Raw genomic sequence first — 17,576 nt, 5'->3', positions numbered from 1 at the left:
TCCTTCTCTCTAGGGTCTATCCTCGACGAGAGCAAAGATTCTAAACTCGTCCGCGATCGCGCGATCGCGAGCTTTCTTATTCATAAGACAGCAAATTTGTCAAGATCGAAAATTAGGCTCGTCAGTCCTCAATTTTCCTAAATTTACAACAAATTTCCTCTATTTTTGACGGGCGATCGCATGACTTAACGCGATCGCGTTGACCCTTCAACCCTTCCGGGAATCCGTCGAGACCCGAGAACGCGATCCGAGTGAGAATCCCTCTCTTTTCGTTGCAAAAATCCCCCGAAGAACCGACCCCAATATATCCATAGGGGGTTATTGTGAAGACAAATAAGCGGGAGAATAACAAGGGGCGATCGACAGCGAATCAGCTTCGCTGGGAAGCCGTGGCGAAAGAAATGCTCGTTAACTATGAATTGGCAGCCAAACCGTTGCAAAACAACAACAGATCGCAGATCGAGCAAACTGGGTTACTCCCTCTCGGCTGAAATCCGTCGTGGGTTACTGCGAAAAGTACGCCGATTTTGGCTGGAAGGGGTGTTAATTCCGGCGTTGCACGGTCGGGAGGAATTGCATTTAGATCTCGAAGTACACTCCGTTGCCGGAAATCTCACGATTCCCCAACCCACGGGAGATCGCCGCCACTTGCTCGACCTCAAAGCCGGGGAAACTCTGCTGATTCTAGGTTCGGCGGGGGCGGGTAAAACGATCTTACTCTTACAATGGGTTCGCGATCGCCTCGAACTCGCCGAAAATAACCCAAATGCTCCCATTCCCCTGATTTTTGACCTCGCCTCTTGGCCCGGGGAAGACTGCCCGATCGCCCAGTGGACGATCGCCCAGCTTCATACTTTGTATCAAATTTCCCCTTCCCTCGCCCGGGAATGGTTCGACGACGACGGCGATCGTCTTCCCTTCATCCTCTGTCTGGAAGGATTGGACGCCCTCGGGATCGAGAAACAGCAGCCCGGTTGCGAAGCTCTCAATCGTTTTATCGAACGGTATCCCGATCTTACAATTATCGGCACGAGTCGGACCGAGGAAGCTCACGAAGTGGCAACTCGGGTACAGTTCGATCGCGCGATCGGCGTGCGATCGCCCACGGCGGTGCAAATCCAGCACTATTTCAACGGTCACCCCGAGGGCAAACTTCCCGTCGGTGGCGATCGCGCCGTCACCGTGTTGACCCTCAAGGCGATCGCCAGTCACGGCGGCGACCTCGGCGATCGCACGATCGACAACTACATCCAGACGGCGATCGATCGCGCCTGCGATCGCCTGCCCTACCGCCGCGATCGGGTGCGACCCTGGCTGTTGTGGCTAGCCCAAAGACCCGGCGATCGCGCCCGCAGCCTGTTTTATCTCGAACAATTGCACTCGGATTGGCTGCCCCATCGCTGGCAGTATTACCTGTATATCGTCCTCGTTTGGATCGCACGGGGTATCCTCACCGGACCGACGATCGGCATGGGTAGTGGCGTCCTCAGTGGCTTGGCGATCGGCAGTTTGCGCGGTCCGGTGGGAGTGGCGATCGCCCGGATCTTCCAATTTATCCGCACTCCGATCGCCGCCGGATGGTTGCGCGGAATCGGCGGATCCCTCAGTACGCTGACCTTCCGAACCCTCCAACCCTTAGCTGGAATCCTCGGTCATTCCCTCCGCCGACCGATCGCCCGCCTCCTGTGGAACGGGTTGCGTCGCAAAATCTTGCGCTATCCCTATCGCCTGGTCAGCAAACTGATTTTTCGCCGCCTCACCCCCAAACTCGTCCGCAAAATGTTAACCCGCATCAACCCGATCGATCGCGCGATCGATCCTCACAGTTATCCCAATCAAGGCATCTGGAAACGGGCCAAACAAGCGGCGATCGTCGGATGCTTGAGTGGCATACTCGCGATCCCCGTCGCCGTCGGTTTTGCCTTTTCTCCCGTCCGAGGGGCGATCGCGGGCTTTCTGTTAGGCATTTTTGCCGCCGGAAATTCCTGCATTCAACATTTATGTTTGCGCCTCATTCTCACCTTTAGCGGTCACATGCCTTGGAAGTATGCCGATTTTCTCGATCGCCTTGTCACCATCGGACTGATGTATAAAGTCGGTGGCGGTTATTTGTTCGTCCACCGTCAAATTTCCGAATATCTAAGTGCTTGCACTCCCCAGGGGCGATCGCGATCTTAACTCCTATCCGAAAAGGGGCGATCGCCATCAACAACATCCCTTCCACCGATCTACCTTCTTCAACTCATTAATCCCTCCCTAAAAACAATTCCCGATTCCCAAAAATTTATTCATTTTCTAAGCTAAACTAAACCCAACTTCTCACCCCGAACCTGTTATGAATCGACTGTGGACTCGTCGCCAAACCTTACAACTCGTTTCCGGAATCACCGGAGGGCTGATTCTCCACGCCTGCACTCCCGGCGATCGGCGATCGTCCGCCAATACCGCCTCCATTGGTTTGTTTACTTGGGTCGGTTCCACTCCCCTTTACATCGCCCAAGAAAAAGGTTTTTTTCAAGACTTAAACTTAAATTTAGACATTAAAGTTTTCGGAACCAATACCGACGGCAACACCGCCTTTATTTCCGGTCAACTCAATGCCGTTTCTCCCGTCGTCTCCGAAGCGGTCAGCCTCGCGGCCCGAGGAAAACGATTTCGCATCGTCTTAGTTCAAGATAATTCCGTCGGCGGCGACGGTATTTTAGCGAGGAATAAAATTCAAACCATTTCTGACTTTAAAGGACAACGAATTGCCGTAGAAGAAGCCAGCGTCAGCCACTTTTTCTTATTGCAAGTCCTCGATACCGTCGGCTTGGGTTCGGGAGATTTTACCCTCGTCAATGCCGGACCCGATGCGGCGGCGGCGGCTTATCAATCCGGCAATATTGATATTGCGGTGACTTATGCCCCATTTTTAAAACAAGCGAACGACGTTCAAAAGGACGGACGCATTATTTACGATTCCTCCAAAATGCCCACGGCTATTACTGATTTATATGTTTTTGATGCGGATTTTATCGAACAAAATCCCCAAGCCGTCCGGGCTTTTGTCGCCGGAGTTTTACGAGGATTGGAGTTTTTGAAAACAAATCCCGATGAAGGATTGGCGATCGCCTCCAAACGCTTGGGCGTCACTCCCGAAAGTTTGAAAACCGATCTACAAGGAGTCAAACTGCCCGATTTAGCCGCAAATGTAGAAATGTTGGCCGATCCGAATAGTCCCGTTTATTTATTAAAGTCGATGCAATCTTTGGCGAAGTTTCTCCAATCTCAAGGTCAAATCGATAGGATTCCCGACTTAGAACCCTTCATCGAACCGCAATTTGTCAAAGCATTGCAAAATGAAGCGGCGGGATAAGTTAATAGGAATCACTTCTTTTACCTCTGAATTGCTTTGAGTATGGTATGAGAGACGGTTTATAAAGAAAATATAAAAAAATCTAGGGGTTTGGTAACCAAACCCCTACAGAAGACAATAGAAACGGGCTGTTAATGTTGATTTTATAAACAGTCTCTTAATGGGTGGAATGTTCGGCCCAGGGGGTGAGTTTGCGCGAAACGACTTTAAAGCCATAATCGAGTAACAATCCGATCGCCCCAATCACGACAATACTGACTAAAACTTTATCCGTTTGTACGTACCGTTGCGCCCGAATAATTCTAAAGCCCAAACCGCGATCGGCGGCAATCAGTTCGGAGATGACGAGGAAGTTCCACGCCCCGGCAATATTGACCCGCAAGGTGTCGAGAATACTGGGAACCGAGGCGGGTAAAATGACGCGCCAGAGAATCGCTTTGCGATCGGCCCCGAGGGTATAAGCGGCGTTTAAAAGTTCGTTGGGAATAAATTTCACCGCATCGGCGATCATGATCGCGTTATAGAAGACTATTCCGAGAAAAATAATCGCGACTTTGGACAGTTCTCCTAAGCCAAACCAGACGATTAATAAGGGAATAAAAGCGGCAACGGGCATATAACGAACGGTTCCGACGATCGGACTAAACAGGCTTTCCATACTGTAAAAGGTTCCCATGGCTATGCCGATGGGAATGCCGATCGCCGCCGCCGCTAGAAATCCTAGGGCAACTCTGGTGAAACTGACGGCAATATCTACCCATAAGTTTTCTTGAAAAAACATGACGATCGCCGCTTCGATAACGGCGGTTGGTGTGGGTAAAATCATCGGCGTTACCCAACCGCTATAACTGACGATCGCCCACAAGAGTAGGGGGATGACGAGGGCAATTGTTGAAAGGGCGAGTTTCAGCTTTTTGGGGAATCCTTGACGAATACTCCAAAAAACAGAAGGTTTTAAATAGGATGGGCGCGATCGCGGCATGGGCTGCTGAGGTATACTGGCAGGAGTCACTCGATCCTGGATTCTAACATCCCGGCGATCGCTGTATTTTTTGGCTACTTTTGTAATATTTTTTTACAAAAATTTATCAATTTTTGCGCGAAATTTGCTCGAATGGGGATTGCGCTGGCGGCTGAAGTTTGGTATTGTTTATATTATAATGGGAATTTGTGCCAAAATAAAAATTTTGACCATATTTTCATTATAATATAAACATATCACAAAACGCGCCCCCGCGATCGCCTGCCTTACATTTCTTTATCAAAAAAGATCGTCATTTTTTTTATAATTTCGATCGCAACAGCGAGCTAAACTGACCGAGCCATCTCAAAACTCCCTCAAAAGAATGACCGAATTCGGCGAAGCGAAATTGCAAGTGCGTGGGGTTGACAAATACTTCGATCGCCTGCACGTTTTAGCGGCGATCGACTTGCACTTAGAAGCGAATGAATTTGTTTCGATCGTCGGCGCGTCGGGATGTGGAAAATCCACCTTACTCAACATCATTGCCGGATTGATGCTTCCGAGTGCGGGAGAAGTCCTCGTTGACGGTCAAATCGTGCGCGGACCGGGGAGCGATCGCGGCATGATTTTCCAGAACTATTCTCTATTTCCCTGGTTGAGTGTAGCGGATAATATTGCCTTTGGTTTGCAACTCAAAGGGGTCTCGCGATCGCGGCAAAAAGAGAAAATAGCTTATTATTTAGAAGTCGTCGGCTTGAGTCAATTCGCCGATGCCTATCCCAAACAACTCTCGGGAGGGATGAAACAACGGGTGGCGATCGCCCGCGCCTTAGCCAACGAACCGGAAGTGTTATTAATGGACGAACCCTTTGGAGCCTTAGACGCGCAAACCCGGGAACAAATGCAGCTTTTTCTATTAAATTTGTGGGAGCAAACTCACACCACAATTTTAACGATTACCCACGATGTGGAAGAAGCGATTTTTCTGTCCCAACGCATCTATATCATGAGCGCGCATCCCGGTAAAATTCAAGCGGAAATCCACGTCGATCTCGATCGCGATCGGGATTTAGAAACCAAATTGACCCCACAATTTATCGAAATTCAGCGTCAAGTTCTGCACCAATTACGACAATAAAAAAAGCGGCCCCAACGACCGCCCTAGAAAGTTGGGGATGGCTCACTCGACCGATCGCAACAAGCTAACTAAAATATTTTGGGTATTCGGTCCGGCAACCCCATCGGCATAGAGCTGACGATCGCGCTGCAACTGCTCGACCGCTTCCTCGGTAAGCGGGCCGAAATATCCAGTAACCGGACCGTGAAAATAGCCCGCACTCATTAACTGACGCTGGAGTGCTTCCACCTCGGAACCGCGATCGCCGCGCGCCAGTTGGGCGCGATCGCCGGACACGGAAGGCTCGCCGGGGTGAGTTTGAGATAAAATCGTCGCGGTCGTGCTGCCGACCTTGCCATCGACGGCGAGATGATAGTCCGCTTGAAAGCTGCGGACGGCGGTTTCCGTAAGCGGACCGAAATATCCGGTACGCGGACCGTGGAAGTAACCCAGGGCCAGCAATCGATCTTGCAACTGCTCGACTTGCGGACCGCGATCGCCTCTCGCCAACAGTTCGCCTCTGGCTAGCAGTTCCACCGATGGGTCAGGGGTTTCGCGGGTGTCGTCCAGACGGCGACTCGGAGTGACATCTACCGGATCGGCGCCGGGAGTAAAGACGATCGCCTCTTCGACAGCGATTTGAGTGTTGGTATTGGCCCTCCCGTCGATCGGCAAGCCGTAATCGCGCTGAAAATCGCGGACGGCGACGGTGGTTCCTTCGTCGTAAATGCCCGAAATCGGGCCGAAATAGTAACCGAGAATTGATAAACTTTGCTGCCAGCGCACGACCTTTTCGCCGCGATCGCCCTTACCGAAGTCGGTATATTGAGTGTGAGGAGAGTGTAAGAGCGATTCGGTCACCGAACCGACCACCCCATCGGCGATCGTCTGGTGTTGTTGTTGAAAACGCTTGACCGCCGCTTCCGTTTGCGGCCCGAAATAACCGTTGACCGGACCGTTGTAAATTCCGGCATCCATCAATTGCGCTTGCAGTTCGGTGACTTGCGGACCGCGATCGCCGAAACGCAACGCCGCCAAACTGGCTTGAGTGTGAACGACTAAAAATAAGCTCGGAGTCAATCCGAGTAGGGTAAAACTGGCAGCCGCCGAGAGCTTTTTCCAGTTAAATTGTGTGGTAACGGTGACCGGGCGATCGACTTGCAGATCGCGCGCGGCCAGCACTTCTAAATAAGCCAAATTTTCCATAACGAGCCTCTGATTGTGAGGGTGAGAATTGAATGATGGTCTCGCGATCGTCGAGTATGCGATCGCGCAACTCGTCAGTCGTGTAGTTGTTTTAAAAAGGATTAACTCGGTTAGAGGAAACCTCAAGTCAACCCCTACTGACCCATTAGTTCTAATTTAGCGAAACGACATCCGCATAAGATAGCGGTTCGATCCACCCATTCGTTAACTGATAAGTTAAATGAAGGCGATCGCCCCTCCCGCGTTCCTCTCTTTCTCTCCCGTCAAGAACTAAGCTGAATCAAAAATTAACCAGAAGATGCAAGACGATTCTATACTCCTACTCGATCGCGCCGTCAACAGCGTCCTCGCCCACTCTCCCGACAAACCGAAACCGGAAACGGTGGTCGAAGCTCTTTTAAATGCCGAACGCCTCGCTAAAACCTCCAAACGCCGCTACCATTTCGAGGAATTTTTGGGAACCTGGCGTTTATGTTTCGTCACCGGAACCCAAAAAACTCGCCAACGGGCCGGAAATTTAATCGGTTCCGGACTTTACCTTCCCCCTTGGGTCGAGATCGAACTGAGTTACCTCTCCCTCGCCCAATCTGTGGATCTCGATGGGTGCGAGGCGATCGGACGAGTTCGCAATCAGGTTAATTTAGGAATGCTGCAAGTGACGTTGAGCGGTCCGACGAAATTTATACCGCCTAAAAATATCGTCGCTTTTGATTTTACCCAAATGCAGGTCAAACTTTTTGGCGCCAAGCTCTACGGTGGCGACATTCGCGGCGGACAAAGCGGCGAAGCCGGATTTTACCGCGATCGCATCGCCAAACAAGCTTTTTTTGCTTATTTTCTCGTCACCGACACCGCGATCGCCGCCCGAGGACGCGGCGGCGGTTTAGCCTTATGGGGTAAAACGAAGACCTGACACCTCCAAAATTCCTCCCCCTACTCCCCCACCGAATAAAACCAACTCCCCCGTTTTTGCCAAGCCCGACCCGCCGGATCTCGCTGTTGCGACCACTTGTGAAAATAGTCTTCCCCTTGTTCTACCGCCTCTAAAATGGTTTTGGACGTTACCCCGAGACGGCGGGCGAGATCGGCTTGCCCCTGACGGGTTAAATTCCCGGAATGACCCGACCGATTCGGACTTTTGCCCACCAGTCGGGTTTGACGGCGCGAAGGCTGACTTTCCGCTTCCAAAAGGCTGACGCGCTGCTGTAAATGCTCGACTTGGTTTTGCAACGCCGCGATCGCCGTTTGTACTTCCGAGAGTTCCTCCGCGTGAGGGGACGCCACCGGACCGTCAAAAAACTGCTTGACCATCTTCACCAGCGCCGCACTTTCGCTGAGGTCGTGTTCGTCCATGTATTCGCGCAGTTTCTCGTGGTACGGTGGCGGTAAATAGCCGACAATCCGAATATTTTTTGTAGCCATCAGACGCGCTCCTTCTCGCTAACAGTATGCTACCGTAGCACGATTAACATTTTAGAATTTAGCGTGAAGATTTTAGATTTTTAATTTTATGCTTTGGATAAATCCCCCCAATGGATAATCATTTTTGATGGATAGACCTGTAAAAACTTGAGGCACAACTGAGGCGATGGTTGCAGTATTTTGCGGGAAGTTGTGGGTTTTTCTCACCCTTGGGTCTAGATTTAGCTGTCGCGATCGCGGCGATCTCGATAAACGAAGTTTACCCCCAAAAAGATCGCCAATAAAACTACGATTCCTTTCCAGTCGAGGCGATCGCGATACCCGAATGCGATCCGAACCGTTTGCCACTCGACAAATCCGAAGGTCAAAATAAAGCTGACTTTAGTCCAACTCAACCAGTACAGGGCATTTTGATACTGCCTGCGTGCATTTTCTGGGGTAATCCGAACCGAATAGTGAAAGGTGTGGGGATAGAAACGGGCTACCGTCATCACCAGATAGCCGATCGCCGCGCAGACCGGATACAGCCAAATCGACAGTTTAGAACCCCATAAACTCGGTTGTCCGTTTAAGGAAAAATCGACGGGAATCTCTTCCGGAAGCTCGTTCCAGACGGTCATCGGAAAGCCGATCGCCAAAATTAAACTGGCGATCGCCACGACTTCGAGCAGATTTTCCAACCGCGATCGCCCGATCTTGAGTTTCGGACGCCGCGAACCCTTCTGACTCATTCGTCCATTTCATCCGGCGATCGCCCCCCGCGAGACGAACGATCGCCAAGATCTCCCCATACAGTTGAAAGCCCCCCAAAATGGGGAGCTTTCTGTTGCAGTTCGTCGGGCATCTGGAAGGGGTCGAACCCTTCCAAAATCGAACGCCCAAAGTCCTTTATTTCTCCAGGCGCAAAGCCGATGGCGGGAGTCGAACCCGCGACCATTCGATTACGAATCGAATGCTCTGGCCTCTGAGCTACATCGGCTTGGCAATAACCTGACCCATTGTAGCAGCTTTCTCGATGCTTGCCTATCCCCCCGACTGAAAAAATGTGCCCGGACGACCCGGGAAGCCAGGGAACCCTTAAATCAACGTCAGATCCCCGGCACTGAGTTCGTCCGCACTGACATTTTCTAACGTCGCCAACAGGCGATCGCCCCCCGCGAGACGAACGATCGCCCCTCGGTCCCCAGGGACAAATTCCACCGCATCCGGCGTCAGTCCCCCGCTCAAGGCCAGCAAATCGACCCCGACTTCAAAATCGACAATGACATCGTGACCGCCATCCTCACGCAAGACGAAGCGATCGCGACCCGCCCCGCCGACAACGATATCGTTGCCCAAATCCCCCGACAGCACGTCGTCACCCGCTTCGCCAAACAGCACGTCGTCGTCCTTCCCGCCGTAAACCGTATCGTCATCCAAACCGCCACAGAGAATATCTTTGCCGACATTGCCCAACAGCAGGTCACGGCCCTCATTGCCACAAACGAGATCGTCGTCCAAATCCCCAAATAACGTATCGTCGCCCCACTCACCCATGAGGGTGTCATTTTGTTTGCCCCCGTGAATCGTGTCATTCCCGCCACCGCCGTACAGCCAGTCATTCTCGCGATTGCCATTGAGAAAATCATCCCCGTCGTCGGCGAACAAGGTATCGTTCCCCCAATCCCCGAACAGAGCATCGTTGTCCCCACCACCGAACAGTAAATCGTCGTCCTTTCCACCGAACAAAGTATCGTCACCGACCCCGCCATCGAGCCAATCGTCGCCGATATTGCCGTGGAGTAAATCGTTACCGCCATCCCCCTCAATGCGATCGCCGCCTTCCATTCCCAGGAGGTAGTCGAAACCGTCCAAACCGGAAATCGCCTCATTTTCTGGCGTTCCCCAGTAAAAATCATCGTTGGTACTCGCGACCACCGCGCGATCGCTCCCCGGCGGTTCGACCGACTGACGCAACTCACTCGAACTCGGCAAACCCTCACAGGGACAGACGAGTCCCTCGGGATCCGACCCGTCCCCGATCGCCGCATCGGGATCGGTCAACATCGGCGCGATCGGATGGTCCGTCGGATTCTCTACCGGATTCTCGACAACGGGTGTGGTCACCTCCGCCGTAATTAAATCCGAACGGCCCCCATCGCCGATCGCGCTGAGGCGATAATAATATTGACGATCTGCCGCCAGTCCGGAATCGAGATAACTGGTGACATTCGCCTCCGTCGTGGCGATCTCCTCCCAGGTCGTATTATCCGGCGATCGCTCCAGCTTAAATCCCGTTTCGCGATCGCTATTGTCTTGCCAACTTAACTGTACCGCCGTCGCCGATTGCGCCGTCGCCACAAAACGACTCGGATTCGCCGGAACGGGTAGCGCCGTTGTCGAATTCGCCGCGATCGTGTGAGTATGAACCCGATTCAGTCCCAACCCATACGCCCCACCCGACGGCGGCGTCAAACTCAGTTGCACCGTTTCCGCCGCTTCCGCCTCGCTATCGGCGAGAATCGGTAACGAAATCGCCGCCGTCGTCGCCCCCGCCGGAATCGTCAGCATCCCCGACGGTTCGGTAAAATCGCTATTCGCCGTCGCCGTCCCCCCAGTGACGCTGTAGGGAATATTGAGATCGAAATTGAGGGCTTGAGTCAACTGCACCTGCACGTCCCGCGCGAGTGAACCTTGAGTGGGTTCCTCTCCCGTCGAGACCGTTTCGACAAAATCGAGGCTGAATTGCTCGAACGATCCGAGATCGGGCTGATTGCGGTTCACCCCTCGTTGGTCCGTCGTCACCGAAGACGCCCCCGCATTGAGGGCCGGACTGCCGTCTAATAAAGCATGAGTGAGAATTCCCGCCCCATTATCTTGTAACGGTCCGAGTTTCGGATCGGCGATCGTCACGTTCGCCGTAATATTGACATCGTTCCCATCGTCGGGATTTTTCGGCGGAAATTGTAAGTTATTGCCCCCGTCGATTAACTCGACTCCCGTATGTTGCTTGTTATTCCAATCGTTCCCGCCATTACCCGCCGTATTGCGATCGAAAATTGAATTGCTCAGGGTCGTCCGGTCCCCATTGCCCCAAAATGCCCCGCCTTGGAATCCGGCGTAGTTATTCGCAACCGTCGTATGGTCGATCGTAGCGTTGAAACCGTCCTTATGGTTGAGCATCATCGCCCCACCGAGTCCGGAAGTTCCATCCGCCGATTCGGCGCGATTGCCCGAAAACGTGCTATTGACCATCGATAAGGTCGCCGATTCTCCCAACCACAAGCCCCCGCCTTGACTGTAGGCGCGATTGTTGGCGATCGTCGTGTTGATGATTCTCACGTCGCCGTTGCCAATCCGCACGCCGCCGCCCAAGGCGTCGCCGTTCGCCGCTTCCAAAACGGTGTTATTGACAATGGTGCTGTTTTCGACGACGACGCGATCGGGATTGTAGACGTAGAGAAATAAGGCGCCGCCCTGTCCTTGTCCGGTATTTCCTTCAAAGTGACTGTTGCGAATGGCGATCGTGCCGCTATCCGGATCGTTGAGGTCGCTGGCCCCGTCGGTATAAATAGCGCCGCCGTAACCGATACCCCCATTCGAGAGGCTGTCGTTGTTGAGGAAAATGGAAGCTTCGACGGTGAGTCCCCCTAAGAGGGTATTGATGGCGCCGCCGAGGGTGCCTTGGTTATTGGTAAATTCGCTATCGGTCACCGTGGTTTGACTTTCGCTTTTAACGGCGATCGCCCCCCCACCCCGTTCGGTTTTCCCCGAAGTCCCATTTCCGGACGACCCATTCCCCTCAAATTGGCTATTGGCGATCGTGTTTTTGCTCCGCCACCCGCCAAAAATGGCCCCGCCGCCTTCTCCGTTGGCAAAGTTATTAATAAATTGACTATTTTCGACAATTAACGTGGTTCGATTGTCGGTTCTAATCCCCGCCCCCGCCCCTTCTTCTCCATTTTGAGTGGTTTTGCCGTCGGCGACGATCGCGTTACGCAAGGTAAAGGTGACTGGATTAAAATTGACGTCGTTTTTAACGTCAAAAACTCGCGATGCATTATTGCCGCTAATCGTCAACCCCGGGGCGTTGGCTCCGTCGATAATCAGATTTTTATTAATTTCGAGTTGACCACTGCTCAAGCGAATCGTGCTATTGCTCAAACTGCTGTCAAAAACGATCGTATCTCCCGGCAAGGCTTGGGCGATCGCCGCTCTGAGCGACCCGGCACCGCTATCGTTGGTATTCGTTACATTCAGCATGGCCAACACTCCCGCGTAATTTGCGATCGCTGTTTTTTCTAGGGGGAAATTCCGTTCTATTTTGCCCGTGGCAAACTCTAAATTCCAATGGGTCTCTACCCCCACCTTGCCAATCAAATGCTCGGACGCCGCAATTTTTACGCCTAAAAATTTTGCTAATTGATAGAGAAAATTTTGACCGCGATCGCCCGCCACTCGGCAACTGTACAGATGCAGTTCCCCGTCTTCGCTCCAGCCTTTCGCCCAGCGCTCTAAATGATGGAGATCGCGGCTAAAACTTTTTTCGTTTAATTTCCTATTTCCCAGCTCGATCTCGCCGGGACGACCGTGAGCGAAAATATGGATTTTGCCAATTTTTTCGGGGCGATCGCCGTATTTCTCGATCGTTTCTGCTATCTGTTCGATTCCATTCCGGTTGCGATCGAGGGCGATCGCCATGCTCCCCGGTCGTACCCCTGCCAGTAATTTTCTCGGATTTTCTATTCCTAAATCAATAAAAATTAACTCGATTATTCTGGCCGTTGTAGCTGGCCAGCGATCGAGGGAAACTTGAATCTTATTATTCATCTTTTGCCGCTCCAGAAGGATTTTAATTGTAGATACACCTTCGGAGTGATGGCATCTGGAAAATTATCGAGTTTAGCTGTATTATCAACGAATAAGAATTGAGTTATTTATTTTTGAATTAGATTGAAACTTCTAAGTGCAAATACGGAGAAAAGGAGATATTTTATTCTTCGGTTTTCCTTTCAAATGCAGAAAATTGATGCCGCGATCGCCCGCGATCGAGATTAGCTGGCTTCTCTGTTTCCAATTTTAACTAAAAGCTCTTTTGATTTACTAGGGATGAATTTGCGGATTTTTGAAAAGCTTAAATTTTAAAATCCCGTATTTTTACGCAAACAAATAGATTAAAATTCAGGATTTGTCTGAATTAGAGATATAAAATGACAATCTAATTTTTATTTAATGACATACAAATGATATCAGCCAAATGAGACCAAAAATGTAATTACTCAAGTCGATTCATCGAGCCTCAAGGAGAGCATTTAATTAAGATGCTCTCAAAAATACATTGACGACAAAATTCTTCAATCAACTGACATTTTTTAGTTTTCGGCAAAGATAAACTGAAAAATGTCTTAAAAAATGACTGTCAATCGGAAAAAACTTGCCGATCGAGGGCAAACGAACAGCCACGATCGCGCCAATATTAACGAGTGAAAGCGGTTAGAGCGGCGAATGAAGTCGCGTTGGTAGATTCACTCCCCCAGGTTCTGTGACAGGGAACCGCGATCGCGTGTTCCCCCAGCAAGGCGATCGCGCCGGGAGCCAACCGCCAAGAGTCCCACAGCACAAACGTCATAGCTTCCCGTACAATAGGGATGGCGGCGATCGCGTCAACCCTTCCCCTCGATCGCCTCGATCGGGCCTTCTCTCCTTATTTGGCAAGGCGATCGCACCGTAGCCACCGCATCGAGGCGATCGACAACCGACGGTTTCCTTGTACGGTTTCCACGCATTAGCACTCGACCCCAGAGAGTGCTAAATTTGCTAGTTGGAGAGCTAGGAAGCTGAAGTATGGCCAAACTGGTTGCATTTGATGAAGAATCCAGGCGCGCCTTGGAAAGAGGCGTCAACGCCTTAGCCGATGCCGTCCGCATTACTTTAGGCCCGAAAGGACGTAATGTGGTACTGGAGAAAAAATTCGGCGCCCCCGATATCGTCAATGACGGCATCACGATCGCCAAAGAAATCGAATTAGAAGATCCGCTAGAAAATACTGGCGCCCAACTGATCCGGGAAGTGGCCTCGCAAACGAAAGACTTAGCCGGAGATGGAACGACCACGGCGACGGTCCTAGCCCAAGCCATGATCCGCGAAGGGATGAAAATTGTGGCGGCTGGAGCCAATCCAGTAGCCGTGCGTCGCGGCATTGAAAAAACCGTCAACAAACTCGTCAAAGAGATTCAAGACTTGGCCAAGCCCGTCGAAGGCGGCGCGATCGCCCAAGTAGCAACCGTTTCGGCAGGTAACGACGAAGAAGTCGGCCAAATGATCGCCGAAGCGATGGATAAAGTCACCAAAGACGGCGTCATTACCGTTGAAGAGTCCAAATCCCTGACCACCGAGTTAGAAGTCGTCGAAGGGATGCAACTCGATCGCGGTTACATTTCCCCTTACTTCGTCACCGACAACGAGCGGATGATCGTCGAATTCGAGAATCCCGCGATCCTGCTCGTCGATAAAAAAATCAGCGCCATTCAAGATCTGGTTCCGGTTCTCGAAAAAGTCGCCCGCGCCAGTCAACCTCTGTTAATCGTCGCGGAAGACCTCGAAGGCGAAGCCCTCGCGACCTTAGTGGTCAACAAAGCCCGTGGCGTTTTGAATGCTGCCGCGATCAAAGCCCCCGGATTTGGCGAACGTCGCAAGGCGATGTTACAAGATATCGCCGTCCTCACCGGAGGTCAGCTCATTTCCGAGGAAATTGGTTTGAGTCTCGATGCGGTCAGCAACGACATGCTCGGTCAGGCCCGCAAAGTTACGATTTCTAAAGATAGCACCACGATCGTCGCGGAACATACCGACGCCACCCAAGGTAATATCGAAAAAAGAATTGCTCAAATCCGCAAGGAACTCGAAAGAAGCGATTCCGACTACGACAAGGAAAAACTGCAAGAACGGATCGCCAAACTTGCGGGCGGCGTTGCGGTGATCAAAGTCGGCGCCCCCACCGAAACCGAACTCAAAGAACGCAAACTGCGGATCGAAGATTCGCTCAACGCGACTAAAGCGGCGATCGAAGAAGGGATCGTTCCCGGTGGCGGTACCACTTTAATCCACTTGGCGACTAAAATTGACGCGATTAAAGCCACCCTGCACGACGAAGAAAAACTCGGTGCGGATCTGGTGTTGAAATCCTTAGAAGCGCCAGTCCGTCAAATCGCCGACAATGCCGGGGTCGAAGGCTCCGTCGTCGTCGAGCGCGTTCGCGAAAGTGAATTTAACGTCGGCTACAACGCTTTGACGGGCGAGTATCAAGACATGATTGCCGCCGGAATTATCGACCCGGCGAAGGTCGTGCGCTCGGCCCTGCAAAATGCCGCCTCGATCGCCAGTATGGTGTTGACCACCGAAGCCCTGGTCGTCGAACAACCTGAAAAAGACGCTCCCCCTGCCCCCGATATGGATGCCATGGGCGGCATGGGCGGTATGGGCGGCATGGGCGGCATGGGCGGCATGGGGATGATGTAAGCTCGTCCTCCCCTAATTTCGCCTTTGGCTTTTAGGTTCGTTCCTTGAGCCATTCAAAAGGTTACAAGGTTCTCTCCTTGTAACCTTTTTTTGGATCGACTGCCCCCCGATCGGGGATCGCGATCGCCTCGTTTCACCTAAATTGCAAACCCCAGGATCGCGATCCCCATCGTTTTTCAGAGGTGAATTATTCTCTTTGCGATCGCAAAAATTGGGTTGCCAACGGGCGGGCGATCGCTGTTGAGTGTTCCTATTATAATTAAGTATTAACCCAATTCATTCGGGGTTGAAAATTTAAAACCCCCTCAAACAATGGGACTGCCATGATGGTGAATCAAGTACCACGATCCCCCCAAGTATTCAAATAGATTCGTCGCCATCGATTGCGCTTTGAGTTTTCGTCCCCCGTTGATTTGCAGTAAATTTTCAATGGCGACAATATAACCGAAATTCTCGTAAACTTCGACGCGCACGATATCGAGATCGATTTCGAGATAATGGGTGGCTTTAAAAATCTTTTCCCAAGATGCGCGAATCTGCTGCCAACCCTCGATCGCTTGCCGTCCCGGGTGAATGCACAGGCTGGCCGTGCCTTGAGACCAAATTTTACTCATCGCATCGAGATCGCGCTTCTCAAAGGCTCGATAAAAAGATTCATTAGCATCTAATAATGCCTGTCGGTCGGTCATTTTTTTTAAGGGAGAGTTTTCGTTTATTCTATCGATCGTACCAGAGAACTCAAACCGCATAAAAATGAACTTACCGGAATCGAGCCGCTTTCAATTGACCCCAGACTTACAGATTTGCCGCATTTTAAATGGGATGTGGCAAGTCTCCGGAGCCCACGGAAAAATTGACCGCGATCGCGCGATCGCCGCCATGTTTGACTATACCGATGCCGGATTCTCTACCTGGGACTTAGCCGACCATTACGGTCCGGCAGAGGATTTTATCGGCGAATTTCGCCGCCAATGGGCCACCCGGCGATCGCCCGAAACCCTCGGCCAAATTCACGCATTTACCAAGTGGGTTCCCCGACCGACGGCGATGACCCGCGAAATCGTCGAAAAAAATATCGATATTTCCCGGCGCCGCATGGGGGTCGAAGCCTTGGATTTGCTCCAGTTCCACTGGTGGGACTATCGCCATCGCGCCTATCTCGACGCCCTCGATTATTTAGCCGAACTCCAAGCGGAAGGGAAAATTAAACATCTGGCCCTGACGAATTTCGATACCGAACACCTCAAAGAACTGAGCGATCGCGGTCTGAAAATTGTCTCCAATCAAGTCCAGTTTTCGATCGTGGATCGCCGTCCGGAACGCCAAATGGTCGAATTATGCCGGGAACGGGGGATTCACTTACTCGCTTACGGTACCCTGTGCGGCGGCTTGCTCTCGGAGCGCTATTTAGGCGAGGGCGAACCCCGTTGGGGACGGCTCAATACCGCTTCGTTGGGCAAGTACAAGCAGATGGTCGATGTTTGGGGAAATTGGAGTTTATTTCAACAATTACTGCAAGTTCTCAAAGAAATTGCCGACAAACACGGGGTCAAAATAGCGAACGTGGCGGTGCGTTACGTACTCGACAAGCCCGCCGTAGCGGGGGCGATCGTCGGCGCGCGCTTGGGGGTGTCGGAGCATATCGAGGACAATGCGAAAACCTTTGGTTTCGATCTCGACGGCGAAGATCGCGATCGCATCGATGAGTTCGCCACGCGATCGCGCGATCTGTGGGAGGCGATCGGCGATTGCGGCGACGAATATCGCCGTCGGTAAATGGCTTGGGGTTGCCATCAGTTATTTCAATTGACGGAGGAATTTCTCGTGCGTCCGTCAGTCCCACTGAGGGATTGAACCCTAATGGGGACCCTAGAGATCTCAAAATTTCCTGACAAAATAACAGTATCCCCTGTTACGATTGGAGAGTTGAATCGGGCTTGGGAAGCGGGCGATCGCATGAAAAAGATTCTTTTTTTAGAGTATTTTTTAAGGGTAAAATGCGATTTAACGGC

Annotated in this window: 14 protein-coding genes and 1 tRNA gene; 7 read left to right on the top strand and 8 right to left on the bottom strand. The window is 51.7% G+C overall.

What is annotated here, in order from left to right; genetic code table 11:
* The first annotated feature begins 414 nt into the window (after positions 1-414).
* Both JJD41_RS12800 and JJD41_RS12795 read left to right on the top strand, forming a co-directional pair.
* Complete coding sequence (locus tag JJD41_RS12800) at positions 415-2,178, top strand: NACHT domain-containing protein (RefSeq protein ID WP_200666449.1); 1,764 nt, start codon at positions 415-417, stop codon at positions 2,176-2,178.
* A 157-nt stretch (positions 2,179-2,335) separates the two neighbouring features.
* On the top strand, positions 2,336-3,358 hold the full coding sequence (locus JJD41_RS12795; protein WP_200666447.1) for an ABC transporter substrate-binding protein: 1,023 nt from the start codon (positions 2,336-2,338) through the stop codon (positions 3,356-3,358).
* A gap of 157 nt (positions 3,359-3,515) precedes the next feature.
* Here the strand turns inward: JJD41_RS12795 and JJD41_RS12790 are convergent, their stop codons facing one another.
* The gene (locus JJD41_RS12790) at positions 3,516-4,370 is read right to left on the bottom strand and encodes an ABC transporter permease (protein ID WP_370583805.1); all 855 of its coding nucleotides are present in this window, start codon (positions 4,368-4,370) and stop codon (positions 3,516-3,518) included.
* Positions 4,371-4,704: 334 nt separating this feature from the next.
* On the opposite strand from JJD41_RS12790, the gene JJD41_RS12785 reads away from it, so the two are divergent.
* The gene (locus tag JJD41_RS12785; RefSeq protein WP_200666445.1) at positions 4,705-5,460 is read left to right on the top strand and encodes an ABC transporter ATP-binding protein; all 756 of its coding nucleotides are present in this window, start codon (positions 4,705-4,707) and stop codon (positions 5,458-5,460) included.
* Positions 5,461-5,502: 42 nt separating this feature from the next.
* Here JJD41_RS12785 and JJD41_RS12780 read toward each other — a convergent pair whose 3' ends face one another.
* A complete protein-coding gene (locus JJD41_RS12780) occupies positions 5,503-6,645 on the bottom strand; it encodes a peptidoglycan-binding domain-containing protein (RefSeq protein ID WP_200666443.1) in 1,143 nt (380 codons plus the stop codon).
* A 298-nt stretch (positions 6,646-6,943) separates the two neighbouring features.
* Between JJD41_RS12780 and JJD41_RS12775 the strand changes: the two genes are divergently transcribed.
* Positions 6,944-7,558: a hypothetical protein gene (locus JJD41_RS12775; protein WP_200666441.1), complete on the top strand. Its 615-nt coding sequence runs from the start codon at positions 6,944-6,946 to the stop codon at positions 7,556-7,558.
* A gap of 20 nt (positions 7,559-7,578) precedes the next feature.
* Here JJD41_RS12775 and JJD41_RS12770 read toward each other — a convergent pair whose 3' ends face one another.
* The 5 genes from JJD41_RS12770 to JJD41_RS12750 form a co-directional block, all read right to left on the bottom strand.
* The gene (locus JJD41_RS12770) at positions 7,579-8,067 is read right to left on the bottom strand and encodes a hypothetical protein (RefSeq protein WP_200666438.1); all 489 of its coding nucleotides are present in this window, start codon (positions 8,065-8,067) and stop codon (positions 7,579-7,581) included.
* 221 nt (positions 8,068-8,288) lie between these two features.
* Positions 8,289-8,798: a DUF1648 domain-containing protein gene (locus JJD41_RS12765; RefSeq protein WP_200666436.1), complete on the bottom strand. Its 510-nt coding sequence runs from the start codon at positions 8,796-8,798 to the stop codon at positions 8,289-8,291.
* A 175-nt stretch (positions 8,799-8,973) separates the two neighbouring features.
* Positions 8,974-9,046, bottom strand: a tRNA-Thr gene (locus JJD41_RS12760).
* A gap of 98 nt (positions 9,047-9,144) precedes the next feature.
* On the bottom strand, positions 9,145-12,876 hold the full coding sequence (locus JJD41_RS12755; RefSeq protein ID WP_200666434.1) for a DUF4347 domain-containing protein: 3,732 nt from the start codon (positions 12,874-12,876) through the stop codon (positions 9,145-9,147).
* Positions 12,877-13,522: 646 nt separating this feature from the next.
* Positions 13,523-13,675, bottom strand: coding sequence for a hypothetical protein (locus JJD41_RS12750; RefSeq protein ID WP_200666432.1), 153 nt, complete (start codon positions 13,673-13,675; stop codon positions 13,523-13,525).
* A gap of 19 nt (positions 13,676-13,694) precedes the next feature.
* On the opposite strand from JJD41_RS12750, the gene JJD41_RS12745 reads away from it, so the two are divergent.
* Together JJD41_RS12745 and groL are read left to right on the top strand one after the other, a co-directional pair.
* Positions 13,695-13,835, top strand: a complete 141-nt coding sequence (locus tag JJD41_RS12745) for a hypothetical protein (RefSeq protein ID WP_200666430.1) — start codon at positions 13,695-13,697, stop codon at positions 13,833-13,835.
* Between the two features lie 55 nt (positions 13,836-13,890).
* Complete coding sequence (groL, locus tag JJD41_RS12740; protein WP_200666428.1) at positions 13,891-15,564, top strand: chaperonin GroEL; 1,674 nt, start codon at positions 13,891-13,893, stop codon at positions 15,562-15,564.
* A gap of 305 nt (positions 15,565-15,869) precedes the next feature.
* On the opposite strand, the gene JJD41_RS12735 is transcribed toward groL, so the two are convergent.
* Positions 15,870-16,253, bottom strand: a complete 384-nt coding sequence (locus tag JJD41_RS12735; protein WP_168567687.1) for a nuclear transport factor 2 family protein — start codon at positions 16,251-16,253, stop codon at positions 15,870-15,872.
* A 64-nt stretch (positions 16,254-16,317) separates the two neighbouring features.
* Between JJD41_RS12735 and JJD41_RS12730 the strand changes: the two genes are divergently transcribed.
* Positions 16,318-17,340 carry an aldo/keto reductase gene (locus JJD41_RS12730; protein ID WP_200666426.1) on the top strand — a complete coding sequence of 341 codons (1,023 nt, stop codon included), beginning with the start codon at positions 16,318-16,320 and terminating at the stop codon, positions 17,338-17,340.
* The last annotated feature ends 236 nt before the right edge of the window (positions 17,341-17,576 follow it).

It is taken from the genome of Oxynema mangrovii CENA135 (assembly GCF_016632315.1).
GTDB lineage: Bacteria > Cyanobacteriota > Cyanobacteriia > Cyanobacteriales > Laspinemataceae > Oxynema > Oxynema aestuarii.
Note: the sequence above shows the minus strand (reverse complement) of the source record. Positions and strands in the feature narration are given on the sequence as shown.